General features: G+C 73.7%; 13 protein-coding genes and 1 pseudogene. 7 read left to right on the top strand and 7 right to left on the bottom strand.

All coding sequences use genetic code 11. The annotated features are described in order from the left end of the window. Window positions 1–110 precede the first annotated feature (110 nt). Window positions 111–628, top strand: a pseudogene (locus VYL96_RS15815) (nuclear transport factor 2 family protein). A gap of 134 nt (window positions 629–762) precedes the next feature. On the opposite strand, the gene VYL96_RS15810 reads toward VYL96_RS15815, so the two are convergent. Both VYL96_RS15810 and VYL96_RS15805 read right to left on the bottom strand, forming a co-directional pair. After that, the gene (locus VYL96_RS15810) at window positions 763–1,515 is read right to left on the bottom strand and encodes a dienelactone hydrolase family protein (protein ID WP_007632704.1); all 753 of its coding nucleotides are present in this window, start codon (window positions 1,513–1,515) and stop codon (window positions 763–765) included. Between the two features lie 120 nt (window positions 1,516–1,635). Beyond that, the gene (locus VYL96_RS15805; RefSeq protein ID WP_131885920.1) at window positions 1,636–3,357 is read right to left on the bottom strand and encodes a phosphoenolpyruvate--protein phosphotransferase; all 1,722 of its coding nucleotides are present in this window, start codon (window positions 3,355–3,357) and stop codon (window positions 1,636–1,638) included. 135 nt (window positions 3,358–3,492) lie between these two features. Between VYL96_RS15805 and VYL96_RS15800 the strand changes: the two genes are divergently transcribed. From VYL96_RS15800 to VYL96_RS15785, 4 genes are all read left to right on the top strand, one after another. Continuing rightward, window positions 3,493–4,260 carry a DeoR/GlpR family DNA-binding transcription regulator gene (locus VYL96_RS15800; protein WP_007631001.1) on the top strand — a complete coding sequence of 256 codons (768 nt, stop codon included), beginning with the start codon at window positions 3,493–3,495 and terminating at the stop codon, window positions 4,258–4,260. Continuing rightward, on the top strand, window positions 4,257–5,216 hold the full coding sequence (locus VYL96_RS15795; RefSeq protein WP_063972447.1) for a 1-phosphofructokinase family hexose kinase: 960 nt from the start codon (window positions 4,257–4,259) through the stop codon (window positions 5,214–5,216). The genes VYL96_RS15800 and VYL96_RS15795 overlap by 4 nt, the downstream gene beginning before the upstream one ends. A 50-nt stretch (window positions 5,217–5,266) precedes the next feature. Further along, complete coding sequence (locus tag VYL96_RS15790; protein WP_131885919.1) at window positions 5,267–7,432, top strand: PTS fructose transporter subunit IIABC; 2,166 nt, start codon at window positions 5,267–5,269, stop codon at window positions 7,430–7,432. A 106-nt stretch (window positions 7,433–7,538) separates the two neighbouring features. Beyond that, window positions 7,539–7,796 (top strand): HPr family phosphocarrier protein, encoded by a 258-nt coding sequence (locus VYL96_RS15785; protein WP_007629212.1) that lies wholly within the window; start codon window positions 7,539–7,541, stop codon window positions 7,794–7,796. A 141-nt stretch (window positions 7,797–7,937) separates the two neighbouring features. Here the strand turns inward: VYL96_RS15785 and VYL96_RS15780 are convergent, their stop codons facing one another. From VYL96_RS15780 to VYL96_RS15765, 4 genes are read right to left on the bottom strand one after another with little or no spacing between them, the layout of a single operon-like run. Then, a complete protein-coding gene (locus tag VYL96_RS15780; RefSeq protein WP_131885918.1) occupies window positions 7,938–10,109 on the bottom strand; it encodes an MprF family protein in 2,172 nt (723 codons plus the stop codon). A gap of 58 nt (window positions 10,110–10,167) precedes the next feature. Next, window positions 10,168–11,097 (bottom strand): dihydrodipicolinate synthase family protein, encoded by a 930-nt coding sequence (locus tag VYL96_RS15775; protein ID WP_243699714.1) that lies wholly within the window; start codon window positions 11,095–11,097, stop codon window positions 10,168–10,170. Then, window positions 11,094–11,639, bottom strand: a complete 546-nt coding sequence (locus VYL96_RS15770; protein ID WP_007629215.1) for a bifunctional adenosylcobinamide kinase/adenosylcobinamide-phosphate guanylyltransferase — start codon at window positions 11,637–11,639, stop codon at window positions 11,094–11,096. The genes VYL96_RS15775 and VYL96_RS15770 overlap by 4 nt, the downstream gene beginning before the upstream one ends. Before the next feature lie 31 nt (window positions 11,640–11,670). Next, window positions 11,671–11,886, bottom strand: a complete 216-nt coding sequence (locus VYL96_RS15765; RefSeq protein ID WP_007629216.1) for a PLDc N-terminal domain-containing protein — start codon at window positions 11,884–11,886, stop codon at window positions 11,671–11,673. A 270-nt stretch (window positions 11,887–12,156) separates the two neighbouring features. Here VYL96_RS15765 and VYL96_RS15760 point away from each other — a divergent pair, with 270 nt between their 5' ends. Continuing rightward, a complete protein-coding gene (locus tag VYL96_RS15760; protein ID WP_063972449.1) occupies window positions 12,157–13,602 on the top strand; it encodes a protein adenylyltransferase SelO in 1,446 nt (481 codons plus the stop codon). 251 nt (window positions 13,603–13,853) lie between these two features. Beyond that, complete coding sequence (locus VYL96_RS15755) at window positions 13,854–14,639, top strand: hypothetical protein (RefSeq protein WP_131885917.1); 786 nt, start codon at window positions 13,854–13,856, stop codon at window positions 14,637–14,639. Here VYL96_RS15755 and VYL96_RS15750 read toward each other — a convergent pair. Then, on the bottom strand, window positions 14,611–16,269 hold the full coding sequence (locus VYL96_RS15750) for an FAD-dependent oxidoreductase (RefSeq protein WP_131885916.1): 1,659 nt from the start codon (window positions 16,267–16,269) through the stop codon (window positions 14,611–14,613). The two genes, VYL96_RS15755 and VYL96_RS15750, sit on opposite strands and share 29 nt — an antisense overlap. Window positions 16,270–16,274: the final 5 nt, after the last annotated feature.

The following is a 16,274-nucleotide window of genomic DNA, read 5'->3' as shown; positions in this document are numbered from 1 at the left end:
GACAAACGTCAAGTCTAGACGGGCAAACGGACCAAGACCAAGTGAATGCTTGCTTGGTCACGGCGGGAGCGGGCGTGGGCCCGGGGCCGAGACGACGTGGGAGCGTGACGATGACCGGACAGATCACCCTGAGCAGTGGTGAGCAGGCGCTGGCGATCGAGGAGATCAAGCGCGTGTTCGCCGCCCGACTGCGGGCGCTCGACGAGAAGCGGTGGGACATCTACCCGACGCTCCACACGGACGACGTGGTGAGCGAGACCTGGGGCGGCCTGCCCGAGGACAAGCAGCCGAAGACCCAGGGCACGGCCAACCGCGTGGTGGGGCCGGAGGCGGTGACCGCGGCGATCCGCGGATGCTCGGTGGCCCGACCCACGTGACGACCGTCCATCACGGGCACTCCCCGGAGATCGAACTGACCTCCGACACCACCGCCGTCGGCATCTGGCCGATGGAGGACCGCCTGTGGTCGACCAACGACCGCGGGGAGGAGGAGTACCTCCACGGTTTCGGCCACTACCACGAGGAATATCGGCGGGTGGAGGGGCGCTGGCTCATCAGCTACCGCCGCCTGACCCGCCTGCGCGAAGACCACAGCCCCGGGTTCTTCGACTACATGCCGGCTCTCTGACCTGCCGCACACCGTAGACCCCCGACGCCGAGAGCGTTCCGCACACATCGCCCGAGAGGCGGGTGTGCGGAACGCTCTTCGCGTTGAACGGGGCCGGGCGAGCGGCGGCGGGGCCGGGCGGCTGCCCGCCGCGGTCAGCGCGAGAGGCGCCGCGCCAGGTGCTTGCGGAGGTCCTCGAAGTGGCGCACCGCCGAGGCTTCGTCGTACATCGACGTATCCGCCATCGAGTACCCGTGCGGAGCACCCGGGTAGACGGCCTGGTCGAGCGCGACGCCTGACTCGCGCGCGAGGGAGGTGATGGCGTCCATACCCTCCGACGGCATCGACGGGTCGTCGTCGGCGTGGCGCAGCAGAACCGCGGCGCGGGTGGTGGCCAGGCTGCGGTGCGGGCTGTCCGGCTCCTCCGTGACCAGGCCGCCGCCGTGGAACCCGCCGACCGCCGTGGCGCGATCGGGGTGGTCTCCGGCTGCGCGCAACGCCAGGCGCACCCCCATGCAGTAGCCGATGACCCCGACGCCGCCCGCGACCCCGGGCAGCGCCGTCAGCGCGTCCAAGTAGGCGGTGGTATCCAGGCGTGACAACTCGGAGGTGAGGCCCTGCATCCGCGGCACGGCCGTTTCGAGGTAGGCGTCCCGCTCGCCCGGTTCACGCAGGTCCGTTGTGGGTTCGAGCTCGTCGACGGTGCCGGACCGGTAGAAGACGTTGGGCGCGAGGACCACGTAGCCCCAGCCGGCGATCCGGTCGGCCATCGCGCGGATCTGCGGCCGCAGGCCGAAGATGTCGGGGAACATCAGCACGCCCGGCAGGTCGTGGTCCGCGCCCGCGGGGCGGGAGACGAACGCCTCGGCCGTCCCGTCGGCGGTGTCGATGCGCAGGTCTACGGTCATGGCTGCTCCCGGTATCGCGGTCGACTCTCCTCTGCCGGTCCCGACCGTACCGCCCGCCGCCGCGCGGGACCGCCGGGTCGGCCGCGGCCGGTCAGCCGGGCCGCGTGCCCGGCGTCCCGCTCAGCCGCGGGCGGAGCGGACCGCGTCGCGGGCGTCGCGTGCCGTGTCGCTGTCGAGCGCGATCCGGGCCAACTCGCGGCACTGCTCGAGCGTGACCCCGGCCAGCGCGGCGCCGACGTGCGGCAGCGCGGCGGTGGCCACCGACAGCGAGGTGACGCCGAGCCCCAGCAGGACGCACGCGAGGTCCGGGTCGGCCGCGGCCTCGCCGCAGACGCCCACCGGGATCGTCCGGCCGTCGGGGGAGCGGCCGGCGGCGTCGGCGACCGTGTGGATGAGTCGCAGTACGCCGGGCTGCCAGGGATCGGTGAGCGCGGCCAGGTCCGGGGACATCCGGTCGGCGGCCATGACGTACTGGGTGAGGTCGTTGGTGCCGACGGAGAGGAAGTCGACGTGGGGCAGGAAGCGGTCCACCGCCACGGCGACGGACGGCACCTCGACCATGATCCCGGGCGTGAGGCCCCGGCTGCGGCAGCGGTCGGCGAAGTCGCGGGCCTCGTCGACGGTGGCCACCATCGGCGCCATGACCCACGGTGAGGACTGCGCGCCGCCGACCCGCCGGCCGGCCGCCGCGAGGGCGTCGAGCTGGCGGTCGAGCAGCCCACGGTCGAGCAGGTCCACGCGGATGCCGCGCACGCCGAGGGCGGGGTTGTCCTCCTCGGTCATCCCGGCGAACGCGAGCGGCTTGTCCGAGCCGGCGTCGAGGGTCCGGGTGACGACGCGCGCGTCGGGGAAGGCGCCGAGCACGCGGGCGTACAGCTCCACCTGCTCGTCGTGGGTCGGCTCGTCGGCCCGGTCGAGGAACGCCAACTCGGTGCGGAACAGGCCGATCCCCGCGGCCGGGCCGGCGGCGGCGGCCTCCGCGCCGTCGCCGTCCTGGACGTTGGCGAGCAGGGAGACCGCGTGGCCGTCGGCGAGGGCGGCGGGTCCGGTCCAGGTCGCCGCCGCGGCGCGGTTCCGGCGGTCCGCCTCGGCCGCCGCGGCGGCCGGGCCCTCCTCGGGCTCGACGGTGACGGTGCCCGCGGCGGCGTCGACGAGCACGCGGGTGCCGTCGGCGACAGCGGACAGGCCGCCCGCGGCGACCATGCACGGGATGCCCAGCTGGCGGGCGATGATCGCGGTGTGGGAGGTGGGGCCGCCGTGCTCGCACACGATCGCCAGCACGAGGGCCGGGTCGAGGCCGGCGGTGTCGGCGGGGGCCAGGTCGTCGGCCAGGAGGATGCCGGGTTCGTCGAAGGCGGGGATCCCTGGCTCGGGCAGGCCGCGCAGTTCGGCGACCACCCGGGCGCAGAGATCGCGCAGGTCGGTGATGCGTTCGGCCTGCCGGCCGCCGATCTTGGCGAACTTCGCGGCAAAGCTCTCGGTGGCGGCGACCGCCGCGGCCTCGACCGCCACGCCTTTCTTCAGCTGCTTGGTGACCTCCTTGGCCCAGCCGCGGTCGCGGGCGAGGACGGCGTTGGCGGTGAGCACCTCGGCGCTGACGCCGGTCGCCAGAGCGGCCCGCTGGTCGAGGCGGTCGGCGACGGTGGCGGCCGCGGCAGCGAAGCGCTCGCGACCGCGCTCGACGGCCTCCTGGTCCACCGCGCCCGGCGTGTCCGGGGCGGCGGCCGGGGCGGGCCCGTCAAGGGCGTCGGGCCGGACCACCCATCGGGCGGGCCCGTGGGCGAGTCCGGCGACCACGCCGGTGCCGCGGATGACCGCCCCGGCCTTCGACTGCTGCGTCATTGGGAGCTCCTAGCGGACCGGGCGCCCGCGCCCGGCCGATCGACTGGTTCTGTGACGAGACTAACTAAGACCGCTTGACTTTCCAACCGTTTCGGGCAGAATCCAACACACTCGGTCACAGGCGAAAGGCCCACCATGTACGGCAGCGAACGACGACGGCGCATCACGGAGACCCTCGCCGCGTCCGGGCGGGTCACTGTGGCCGAACTCGCCGCCGACCTCGACGTGAGCGCGGAGACCATCCGCCGCGACCTGTCTGTCCTGGAGTCGGAGGGCCACCTCGAGCGCACGCACGGCGGCGCGGTGCCCGCGGTCCCGGGCGGGCGCGTGGAGAGGACCCTCGCCGCACGCCGGTCGGAGAACGTCGAGGCCAAGAACGCGATCGGCCGGGCCGCACTGCGCCTGCTGCCCGCCGCCGGCGGGACGGTGCTGGTGGACGCCGGCTCCACGACAGCGGCCCTCGCCGAGGCGCTGCCCGCCGACCACGGGCTGACGGTCATCACCAACTCGGTCCCCGTCGCCGACGGCCTGCACCGCGCGGCGACCGACGACCTGCACGTACTCGGCGGGACCGTCCGCGGCCTCACCGGCGGGTGCGTGGGCGCGTCGGTGCTGCGGGCCCTGGAGGCGATCCGGGTGGACGTGGCGTTCGTCGGCGCCAACGGCCTGCACCCCGACCGGGGCCTGACCACCCAGGACCCGGACGAGGCGGCGGTGAAGCACGCCATGTGCGGCGCCGCGCGGCGGGTGGCGGTGCTCGCCGACTCGAGCAAGTTCGGCCACGAGTTCCTCGTCTCGTTCGCCTGCCTCGACCAGGTCGACGTGCTGGTCACCGACTCACCCCCGCCCGGCCCGCTCGCCGCCGCGCTGGACACCCACGGAATCGAGGTCGTGCTGCCATGATCGTCACGCTCACCATGAACCCGTCGGTGGACCGCACCGCGCAGCTGCCCGCGCCGCTGGTGGTGGGCGGGGTCAACCGCATCGCGTCGGTCGACGACTCGCCGGGCGGCAAGGGCGTCAACGTCGCCCGCGTCGTGGCGGCCGGCGGCGTGGAGGCGCGCGCGGTGTTCCCCGCGCCGCCCGGGGACCCGTTCGTGACGATGTGCGCGGCGTCCGGCGTCGCGACGTCGGTGGTGCCGGCGACCGGCGGGGTGCGGGTCAACCTCACCCTCGCCGACCCCGACGGCACCACGACCAAGATCAACGCCCCGGGGCCCGAACTCGACCCCGCCACTCTCGAGCGGGTCCGCTCCACGGTGGCCGACCTCGCCCGCGACGCGCAGTGGGTGGTGCTGTGCGGGTCCGTGCCGCGCGGCGTCGAGGCCGATATTTACGCCGATCTGGTCACCGCCCTGCGACCGGTGGGGGCGCGCCTCGCCGTCGACACCTCCGACGCGCCCCTGGCCGCGCTCGCCGCGCGCCTGCCCGACGCGGCGCCGGACCTGGTCAAACCCAACGGTGAGGAGCTCGGCCAGCTCGCCGGCGTCGACGGCGCGGAGCTGGAGCGCCGCGCCGCCCGCGGCGACACCGCCCCCGTGGTGGCCGCCGCCCGCGCCCTGCGCGACCGCGGCGTCGGCGCGGTCCTGGTCACCCTGGGCGGCGCGGGAGCGGTCCTGGTCGACGACGACGAGACGTGGTTCGCGAACACCCCCGCCGTGCAGGTCAGGTCCACGGTCGGGGCCGGCGACTCCGCGCTCGCGGGATATCTGCTCGCCGGGGCCCGCGGACTCCCGCCGCGGGACCGGCTGGCGTGGGCGGTCTGCCACGGCAGCGTGGCCGCCTCCCTGCCCGGCACCGGGCTGCCGCTCGGCCTGGACCCCGCCACCTTCCGGCCCACCCTCAGACGCCTCGACTGAGGCCCCTCGTCCCCGCCCCACCCCTTCTCATCACGACACGGAGCACGGCCATGAACCAGCCCATCATCGAGACCGCCGCCGTGCGGCTCGACGCCGACCTCGGCGGCACCAAGCAGGAGGTGATCCGGGCGCTGGCCCGGACCCTCGTCGACGCCGGGCGCGCCGATGACCACGACGCCCTCGTGCGCGACCTGCTCGCCCGCGAGGACAAGGCGGCCACCGGCATGAAGGGCGGGATCGCAATCCCGCACTGCAAGTCCGAGGCCGTGACCTCGCCGAGCCTCGCGTTCGCCCGACTCGACCCGCCCGTCGACTTCGGCGCCAAGGACGGACCCGCCGACCTCGTGCTGATGATCGGCGCCCCCGCCGGCGGCGGCAAGGAGCACCTCAAGCTGCTCGCCACCCTCGCGCGGAACCTCGTGCGGGCCGAGTTCGTGGACTCCCTCCGGGCCGCCGCCACGGCCGAGGACGCGGTCGCGGCCATCGAGAAGGTGCTCGCCGCGCAGGAGCAGAAGGCCTCGTCGTCGCCCGCTCCCACGGAGTCCGGCGCCGGTGCGGTGACCACCCCCGATGGCGGCGGCGCGGCGACCACGGCTGGCGGCGCGATGGCCACGGCCGGTGGCGCGGGTACGCCCACCAGCGGTGACGGCGACGCGCCGCTGCGCCTGGTCGCGGTGACCGCGTGCCCCACCGGCATCGCCCACACCTACATGGCCGCGGACTCCCTGGCCCAGGCCGCCCAGGCGCGTGGCGTCGACCTGCAGGTCGAGACCCAGGGCTCGGCCGGCGCCACCGTCCTCGACCCGGGCGTCATCGAGGCGGCCGACGCGGTCGTGTTCGCCACCGACGTCGGCGTCCGCGACCGCGGCCGCTTCGCCGGCAAGCCCGTCGTCGAGTACGGCGTGAAGAAGGCCATCGACGCCCCCGACCGGGTCCTCGACGAGGCGCTGGCCGCCGCGCGCGACCCCCGCGCCCGGCGCGTGTCGGCCGACTCCGGCGACGGCTCGGGGACCGCCGCCTCGGGCGCGTCCGGCGCCGACGAGCACTGGGCCCGCGGACTGCAGCGCGCGGTGATGACCGGCGTGTCCTACATGATCCCGTTCGTCGCGGCCGGCGGCCTGCTCCTCGCGCTCGGCTTCCTCTTCGCCGGCTACGACGTCGCGTTCGTGTGGCAGGAGCTGTCCACCTCGTTCACGCTCACCGACCTGCCCGGCGAGGTCTGGTACCTCGACGGTGAGATCGTCTCCGCCGGCACCGCGGGCGCCGAGGTCCTCACCCACACCGGGCTGCGCCTCTACATCGGTGCGGTGCTGTTCGCGATCGGGCAGGCCGCGATGGGCTTCATGATCGCCGTGCTGTCCGGGTACATCGCCTACGGCCTGGCCGACCGCCCGGGTATCGCGCCCGGCTTCGTCGGCGGCGCCCTGTCCGCGACCCTCGGCGCCGGCTTCATCGGCGCCCTGGTCACCGGCATCCTCGCCGGCTACCTCGTGCGCTGGATGACCACATGGAAGACCCCGCGCTGGCTCTCCGGCCTCATGCCCGTCGTGCTCATCCCGCTCATCGGCTCGCTGGCCATCGGCCTGCTCATGTTCCTGCTGCTCGGGCGGCCGCTCGCCTCGCTGACCTCGGCCATGGAGTCGTGGCTCGGCGGCATGACCGGCTCGTCCGTGATCCTGCTCGGCGTGATCCTAGGCCTCATGATGTGCTTCGACCTCGGCGGGCCCGTCAACAAGGCCGCGTACACCTTCGCCACCGCCGGCCTCGTCGCCGACAACCCGGCCACCCTGCGGATCATGGCGGCCGTCATGGCCGCGGGCATGGTGCCGCCGCTGGCGATGGGCCTGGCCACGGTCGTGCGCAAGCGCCTGTTCAGCCCGGCCGAGCAGGAGAACGGCCGCGCCGCGTTCCTGCTGGGCGCCAGCTTCATCACCGAGGGCGCGATCCCGTTCGCGGCCGCCGACCCGCTGCGCGTGATCCCGTCCATGATGGCCGGCGGCGCCGTCACCGGAGCACTCATCATGGCGTTCTCGGTGGAGTCGTACGCACCGCACGGCGGACTGTTCGTGGTGTTCGCCATCAGCCCGGTGTGGGGTTACCTCGTGGCGATCCTCGCCGGCACGCTCGTCGCCTGCGCGGCCGTGGTCACCGCCAAGTCCGCGCGTCGCACCCCGGCCGTGGCGCCGGCCGCCGCGGCCGAGCCGGTCGCGGCCTGACCACCTGCCGCGGCCGAGCCGGTCGCGGCCTGACCGACCGCCCTGCACGATGGCGGCAAGGCCCGACCCCCGCGCCCCCGCCACTCACCCCACAGGAGGAGACACCATGGCCAGCACCACCGTGATCGTCGGATCGGCCGAGGGCCTGCACGCCCGCCCGGCCGGCATCATCGCCGAGGCCGCCGAGAAGTACGACACGGACATCGAGATCACCTTCGACGGCGAGGAGGCCGACGCCGCCTCCGCCATGCTCATCATGGCGCTCGGCGCGGAGAAGGGCGCCGAGGTCACGGTGAGCGGTGACGACGCCGACGCCGTGGCCGAGATCGCCGCGCTCATCGAGCAGGACCTCGACGCCGACTGACCGTCGCGCCCGCCCGGCGCTCACCGTCGAGAAGACGGTTTCGCCCGTATCGCCCGAGAGGCGACGTGCGAAACCGTCTTCTCGATGAGGCCGAGGGCCCGGGCCTGCGCCGGGGGCCGGGCCTGATGCCCGGCGCCGGGTCTAGACGTCCACCGTCTCCGAAGCGCCCGACCGGGCGAGTGCCGCGAGCTGGCGGGTCGTCGCCCCCGGCAGGTACGCCCGGCCGATCGCCACACCGATCCGCGGCAGATCCGCCTCGTCCCGGAAACAGAGATACACGGGCTCGATCCTCGGATTGAACTTGCTCTTGAAGTGGTGCAGCGACCGGAACCCGTAGTAGGGCTCCAGCGCCTGACCCAGCAGATCGAGTCCGCGGTCGAGGACGGCCACCTCGTCGTCGTCCCCACTGCGAGCCAACGGGGCACCGGACAACGAGACGTAGTCGGCGCCCTCCTCCTTGAACTGCAGGGCCGATCGGGCGATGAGGAACTCGACCATGTTGTTCGCGCCGGGGCCGTTCCGCTTAGGCATGAGGTCCAGCGTCCAGCCCCGCACGCCGCCGTCGGGGCCGCCGCGGTAGACCGGCAGCCACGACAGGGCGGCCTGGACGACCCCCTCGGCGTCGACGGCCAGGGCGATGCGCACGTCGTCGTCGAGCGCCTCCTCCACCGTCCCCAGGGTGAAGCCCATCTCCGGCAACTCCTTGTCCCCGACCCACTGCTCGGAGATCTCCCGCACCTGCGCCAGCACGGACGCCGGCTGCTCGCGCAGCAGGCCGGAAACGAAGGTCGTGCCACTCTTGGTGGCCTTGTTCATGGCGGTGCGGATCTTCTGCCACTTCTTCCCGCTGAACTCCAGGTCGGGCAGGTCCATGATGGTGTCCTCGGCGATCTGCAGCGCCCGCCAGCCGTGCGCGCGCATCCGCTCGGCCGTCTCACCCGACACCGAGAACAGGCACGGTACCGCGGCCTGCGCCTCGGCGAAGTCGACGAACGAGGTGAGGAGCGTGTCGCGGTCGGCGGGGTCCGCCACGGGGTCGGCGAGGGCGATGATCGTGCCGACGTGCATGCGGTAGCCCACGACGCCGTCGGGCTCGCCGATCGCGTCGTCCCGGCTGCCACCGAAGAAGTAATTCATCGGCTGCCACGTGATCATCCACGACATCGTGCTGCCCCCGTGGCGCCGGATGAGCTCGCGGACGCGATCGACCACCTCGTCCGAGTGGACGCCGGAGCCGGTGACGCGCTGCCGGATCCGCACGCCGAACGCGCCGCGGCCCACCACCAGCAGGACGGCCTCACCGATCCACAGCAGGCCGGTGCCGAGGGTGACCGCGCCGAGCGACTCGAAGTCGGCGGCGACGACCAGGGCGGTGACGACGAGGGTGGCGGTCGCGGTGACCACGGCGTACGCCAGGGCCACGCCCCACGCGTGCCGGTACCCGCGGCGGAGCAGCTCGGCGGTCGCCGCGGCGATGAGGACGGACAGGAGCATGCCGGCCAGGCTCACGTCGTCGGCCTCCGTCGGACCGAGGGGACCGTCGGACGGCAGGACGTACACCACCACGTGGACCGCCGCGATGAACCACATGCCCGCCGAGGCCACCAGCCGGGTCTCCCGGCGGGTCCGGGGCGCCAGACCCCGTTCGGTGCGGGAGAAGAACCGCTCCCCGACGAACAGGAACACCACGAAGGCGATGAAGTGCGTCAGATCGGCCAGACTCCCGACGAACAGGAACGACACGATCACGTAGCCGTACAGCACCGCGCGAGCCCGGAGCCGCCACGGCGAGACCAGGGTGGCGGTGGCGGCGGCGAGGACCGCGATCACCGCGGTCGTACAGCCGACGTCCAGCAGCACGGACAACTCGGTGGCCCACTCCCACCCGACGGCGTCCCCGGGTACGATCACCGCGACCGCGCCGAGCACGCCGATGAGCTGGCCGGTCGCGGCAACCAGTGCCGTCCGCGCGGGGCCGAGCCGCCATTCGCCCACACCGATCCCCGCCGCGACCAGCACGAGGAGCGACACGTGCTGCAGCGGCGTGAGCCCGAACCACGGCCCGGTCGCCAGCGTCCACCAGCGACCGCCCTCCAACGCGGGCACGCCGTAGGCGACGTCGGGGAACCAGGAGGCGTCGCGGGCGCTGCTCCACAGGGTCTCGAAGACCAGGCCCGTGACCAGCAGTGCCGCGACGATCACGGCGGTGACGGGCAGGCGTCTCGCAGCGGTGGCGATCGCGTGGCCGGCGGTGGTGAAGGGGGACCGGGCGGCGGGGTCGTCGGTCTTCTCGGTGATCTGTTCGGTGCTCACAAGGGGACCTCCGGCGAGGGGACGGCTCAAGTATGAGCCCGCCGGGGTGAACCTGTTGTTATTTCGTCAGCGACAGTGCTGTGAGGACGGTCTCCACCTCGGCCCGGTCACCGCCGCGCAGACCCAGGAGCGGCCGGGGCAGGCAGTCGTCCGGAGCGAGGCCGAGCAGTTCGGCGACGGCCGCCACCACCCGCAGGCTCCCGTGCCGGGCGAAGAGGTCCCACAACGGGGCGAGCCGGTCCGACGCGGCGAGCGCCTCCCCGCTGTCGCCCGCCAGCGCCGCGCGGGCGATCTCGAGGGCAGGGTCGGGCAGCGTGCCGGCGAGGACGGAGTACCAGCAGGAGCAGCCACCGAGGAGCGCCGCGGCGGCCGAGGGATCGCCGGACACCCCCAACCCGACGCGCGCGGGCACGGCCGTCCGGAGCCGCGCGATGTGCTCGCGCGCGGCCTCCGCGTCGGGCGGGGGTGGTGGGATCTTGACCGACGCGACCGCCGGCAGCTCCGCCAGGCGGGCGTAGAGCTCGGGGGTGAAGTCGAACCGGGTGGTACCGGGGTTGTCGTAGACCACCATCGGGACGGACAGCTCGGTCGCGACGTCGGTGTACAGGCCGACCACGTCGTCGGCGGTGAGCGGCTGGTAGCTCATGGGGGCGAGCATCACCGCCGAGGCCCCGGCCGCCTGCGCGTCGTGGGCGAGAGCCCGCACGTGAGAGGTCCGCAGCGCGCTGATGCCGACGATCACCGGGACGTCGCCCGCGCTCTGCACGGTCAGCTCGGCCACGCGGCGCCGCTCGGCCCGGTCGAGGTACGCGTACGAGCCGGTCGAGCCGAGGGCGCCGACCGTATCGACCCCGGAGCGCACCAACCGCTCGACGAGCCCTGCGTAAGCGCGCTCGTCGACACGGTCGTCGCGCAGCGGGGTGAGGGGGAACGCGCTCAGGCCGGTGGTCACGGCCGCGCTCGCCGCCCCGGCCCGGTCGGCCGTCACAGCGTCAGCACCCGCCCGCACACCACCAGGTGCACCTCGTCGCAGCACTCGGCGACGGTCTGGTTGAGCGCGCCGAGCAGGTCGCGGAACACCGCGCCGGAGCGGTACTGCGGTACGACCCCCGAGCCGACCTCGTTGGTCACCAGCACCACGTCCGTCCGATCCTCAAGGACGGCGCACAGCACGTCGAGACGCTCGTCGACCGCCGCGCGGGCCTCGTCGACCGGGGCGTCCCACAGACCGAGGTCGTCGACCGTCGTGGTGAGCCAGGTGCCCAGGCAGTCCACGAGGACCGGGCCCGGTGCCTCGCGAACGGCGGTGGCCACGTCGGGAGACTCGACCGTGCGCCACGACGCGGGCCGGTGGGCGCGGTGGTGGGCGACGCGCTTGGCCCAGTCGGGATCGTCGAGCTCGTCGGCGGGGAGGCCCGGTGCCACGAACGTCACCGCGTCGATCCCGGAGGTGGACTCGGACTCGGCGAGCAGTCGCACCGCGTGCCGGGACTTCCCGGACCGCACGCCGCCGGTGACCAGGACACGCATCAGGTTCGCCGCCCCCGGCCGGCCACGGGCACTATCGCCGCCCGCGGGTGAAGTAGAGGATCGGCCCGATGAAGTTGACCACGATGATCGCGGCCCACTTGCCCTTGGAGCCGTTGATCTTCGCGGCCGGCCGCGCGGCCAGGTCCGCCCATGCGGACACGGCGAGCGAGATCTGCAGGGCGACCAGCGCCCACAGGCCCGCTCGCTGGGCGTCGTTCAGTTCGCTGATGCGCTTCTTCCGGGCCATGCCGGGCCTCCTCCGTCGATGTGGTGACCTGACTCTAGAGGGTCGCGCGCCGTGTCGATCCCCGGACGGCGGCGCCCGACGGCGGGGTTTCCGGGCAGCAGTCGACAGGTGACGTCGTGACGGGCGGCGTCGGCGAGCGGGCCGGCGTGCCCAGGGAGCCCGGCGTGTGTGGGGTCCGTCGCCGCCGAGCCCGGTCCCGCTCAGCCATCGACGGCGGCTCCCAGTCCTTCTGGCCTGACGCGGAACCGCACACGGACGTACCGTCGGTGTATGACCCCGCAGGCAGCATCGCCCGTCTTCCTCGGTTCCCGGTACGCCACCGAGTTCCCCGAGCTCGGCGTGCCGTGGAAGGCGGCCGAAGCGTCGGATCCGCGACTCCTCGCGCTCAACGAGTCGTTGGCCGCCGAGCTGGGCCTGGATCCGGAGTACCTGCGCGGTGAGGAGGGGGTGCGGCTGTTCACCGGCAACCACGTGCCGGACGGCGCCACGCCGGTCGCCCAGGCCTACGCCGGACACCAGTTCGGCGGGTACTCGCCGCGGCTGGGCGACGGGCGCGCGCTGCTGCTCGGCGAGCTGCCCGACGGTCGCGACCTGCACCTCAAGGGCTCGGGCAGGACCCCCTTCGCGCGCGGTGGCGACGGTCTGGCCGCGGTCGGTCCCATGCTGCGCGAGTACCTCATCAGCGAGGCGATGCACGCCCTCGGCGTGCCCACCACCCGCGCACTCGCCGTGGTGGCCACGGGCAACACCGTGTACCGCGAGACCCCGCTGCCCGGGGCGGTGCTGGCGCGCGTCGCCGCGAGCCACCTGAGGGTGGGGACGTTCCAGTTCGCGCGGTCGACCGACGACGGCGAGCTGTTGCGTCGGCTGGCCGACCACGCCATCGCCCGGCACCACCCGCACGCCGCGGACGCGGAGAACCCGTACCTGGAGCTGTTCACCTCCGTCGTCGGCAGCCAGGCCGACCTCGTGGCGCGCTGGATGCTCCTCGGGTTCATCCACGGCGTCATGAACACCGACAACACGACCATCTCCGGCGAGACCATCGACTACGGGCCGTGCGCGTTCATGGACACCTTCGACCCGGCGACCGTGTTCAGCTCGATCGACACCGGCGGGCGCTACGCCTACGCCAACCAGCCGCCGGTGCTGCAGTGGAACCTCGCCCGCTTCGCCGAGACCCTCGTGCCGCTCGTCGACCCGGAACCGGAGGAGGCGGTCCGCCTGCTCACCGAGGTCCTCAACACCTTCCCGGAGAAGTACCAACGGGCGTGGACGGCCGGGATGCGGGACAAGCTGGGACTGTCGCCCGAGGTCCCGGACGCCGAGGCGAACGCCCTGATCGAGGAGCTGTCCCGGCTCCTCAACGCGACCCGGCCCGACCACACCGGCTTCTTCCGCGCCCTCGGCGCGGCCGCGGCGGGCGACAACGCTCCGGTCCGCGAGCACGTCGGCACCCTGGCGGAGGGCTGGCTCTCGACGTGGCGGGCCCTCGGACCCGACCAGGGATCGATGGCCCGTGCCAATCCGCTCTACATCCCGCGCAACCACCTCGTCGAAGAGGCCCTCGACGCGGCCACGGCAGGGGACATGGCCCCGTTCACTGAACTCCTCGTCGTCGTCACCGATCCCTACACCGAGCGCCCGGGGCGCGAGCGCTACGCACAACCGGCCCCTCCGGACGCCGCGAAGCACGTCACCTACTGCGGAACCTGAGGCGAAACTCATCACAGTACAGGCGTATTGACAGGAAGCATTTACTTATTTAACTCTGCTGTTTGTCAGCCGTTCGTATGACACTGAGGTTGTTACATCAATCTCGCGGAGCGCCGGTGGGCGCCCCTGGGGGTCATGAAGTGCGAATATTCATCGCGGACAGCGGCGGCGGCTACCGGCAGCCCTCGAGGATACTTGGACGGTTCGTCGACAACCTCGCTGAATGGACAGGTGCCCGGGAGGCTGTCAGGGTGCAGTGGCCCACCCCGGGGCAGGTGAACCCGCGGCGATCCCACACCTGGGAATCCGCGGCCGCCGCCGGCGTGGCCGACCTCAGTCGGCTCGTGCGCCTGCATCCGTCGGACCCCCTCGTGCTCATCGGCGTCTGCAGCGGCACGCGCGTCATCTACGACTGGATGGACGCCCACCCGGAAGACCTCGACCGTGTGGTGGCCGTCGGGATGATCGGCGACCCGTACCGACCGCGCGACCGCTGGCTCGACGGCACCCCGGACCCCGGCGGGCAGGGCGTGGCCGGCCTGCGACGCGGCCCGATCCCCGAGCGCACCCACTGGGTGTCCGTGCCGGGGGACCCGCTGAGCGGCGTGCTCCCGGACTGCCTCCTGCGGGGCGTCGTCCGCGCCTCCGCCCTGGCCCCCGACCAGGTCTACGACGAGTTGCTCGAGGACCTGCCGGACACCCGGCCGCGCCTGGCCGCCCGACTCAAGCTGGCGCAGCAGCCCGCGCAGTGGTCGCCGCAGCTCCTGCGCCGACTCGACGACGCCGTGGCCGTCCTGACGACCTATCGAGAGCGCGAGTACGCGGCCATGTATGAGTCCGGTGAGGACGGGGCGTCCCCGCTGACACGGCTCGCCGCGGCCATCGTCGACCTCGTGGCCGCACGCGACCGCGAGGGCGGCGGCGACTCCGGCCAAAGCGGCGACGGCGGCGTCGCCGGACACGGGCTCGGTTCGGGCGCCGGCTGGTCGCACGGGGCGCGGCCGCAGCTCAGCGAGTACGCGTCCGGGCTGGCGTAGCGAACGGCCGACCCCAGCCCGCGGCGCCGACCGGTCCGCGGCCGCGGTCGCGGAGCAGTTCCTCGAACGCCGCCGCGGACCGGGGCGTCGGGAGCAGCCCCGCGTTGGCGTCGGCGAGCAGTGAGTTCACGGTCTCCCGCGCGCACGTCTTGTTGGAGCCGAGGAACCCGCGCGGGCCGCGCTTGATCCAGCCCACGACATACAGGCCGGGGACGACGCTGCCGTCGACGGCGTCGAGGACGCGGCCCTCGCGGCTGGGGATCGTCGCGGTGTCCGGGTCGAACGGCACGCCCGGCACCTCGACCCCGCGGTAGCCGACCGACCCCAGCACGAGACCCGCCGGGATGATCTCCTCCGAACCGGCTCGCGGCACCGCGCGGACCCGGCCCGTCTCGCCGCCGACGAGGTCGGTGCGCACCACGCGCAGGCCCTCGGCCCGCTCCGAGCCCACGACCTCGACCGGGGCGGTCTGGAATCGCAGGATGATCCGCCGGCGCTCGGTGGCGTCGGGACCGCTGGTGTCGTCGGGACCGGCGGGACTGTCGAGGCCGTCCGCGGGCGCCTCCCCTCCGGCGGGGCGGGCCGCGATGCGGGCCAGGTACTCCGCCTTCAGCCGGCCCTGGCGGGTGGTCGCGGCGTCGGGGTCGATGCCATCCGGGGCGTCGACGCGCAGGTCGATGTCGTCCCGGGCGGCGAGTCCGACCAGCTCGGGCAGCGTGAACGCGGCGTGCTCCGGGCCGCGGCGGCCGAGCACCACGACTTCGCGGACCCGGCTGTCTCGCAGCGCCTCCAGGGCGTGGCGGGCGATGGAGGTGTCGGCGAGCCGCTCCGGGTCGGTGGCGAGGATGCGCGCCACGTCGAGGGCCACGTTGCCGTTGCCGACGATCACCGCGCGCTCGTGATCCAGCGGGACGTGGGCGTCCGCGTGGTCCGGGTGGTCGTTGTACCAGGCCACGACCTCGGTGGCCGACGTGCTCCCGGGCAGATCGGTGCCGGGGATGTCCAGCGGGCGGTCCGTGCCGGCGCCGGTCGCGTACACCACCGCGTGATGATGGGCCGCCAGTTCCGCGGCCGTGACGTCCTCGCCGACGTGCACCCCGAGGCGGTACCCGAACCCGGGCTGGTCCTCGATCGCCCGGAACAGGTCGGCCACCGCGCGCGTGCTGGTGTGGTCGGGCGCCACCCCATGCCGGGCCAGGCCGTGCGGCACGGACAGTCGCTCGAACACCGTCACCTCCACCCCGGGCTGGCGGAGCAGTTCGTCGGCGGCGTACAGCGCGGCCGGACCGGCGCCCACCACGGCCACCCGCACGGTCGTGCGCGTGGGGCCGAGGCGCACGAGCGTGGGGACGCGCGCCTGCGGCCGGGAAGGGCGGTCGTCGCCGGTCAGTTCGGCGTTGATCTGCAGGAAGTCGTGCTGCTCCGGGGCCAGCTCGGTGTGCGGCACGATCGCCCCGACCGGGCACGCACCCACGCACGCCCCGCAGTCCACGCAGGACACCGGGTCGATGTAGAGCATCTCCGCCGTGGCGAAATCCGGCTCGTCGGGCGTCGGGTGGATGCAGTTGACCGGGCACGCGTGGACGCACGAGGCGTCCGCGCAGCAGGCCTGGGTGATGACGTGGGGCATGGGTG

It is taken from the genome of Dietzia maris (assembly GCF_036287335.1).
Taxonomy (GTDB): Bacteria; Actinomycetota; Actinomycetes; order Mycobacteriales; family Mycobacteriaceae; genus Dietzia; species Dietzia cinnamea.
The sequence above is the reverse complement of the archived record's forward strand: the minus strand, read 5'-3'. Positions and strand labels throughout refer to the sequence as shown.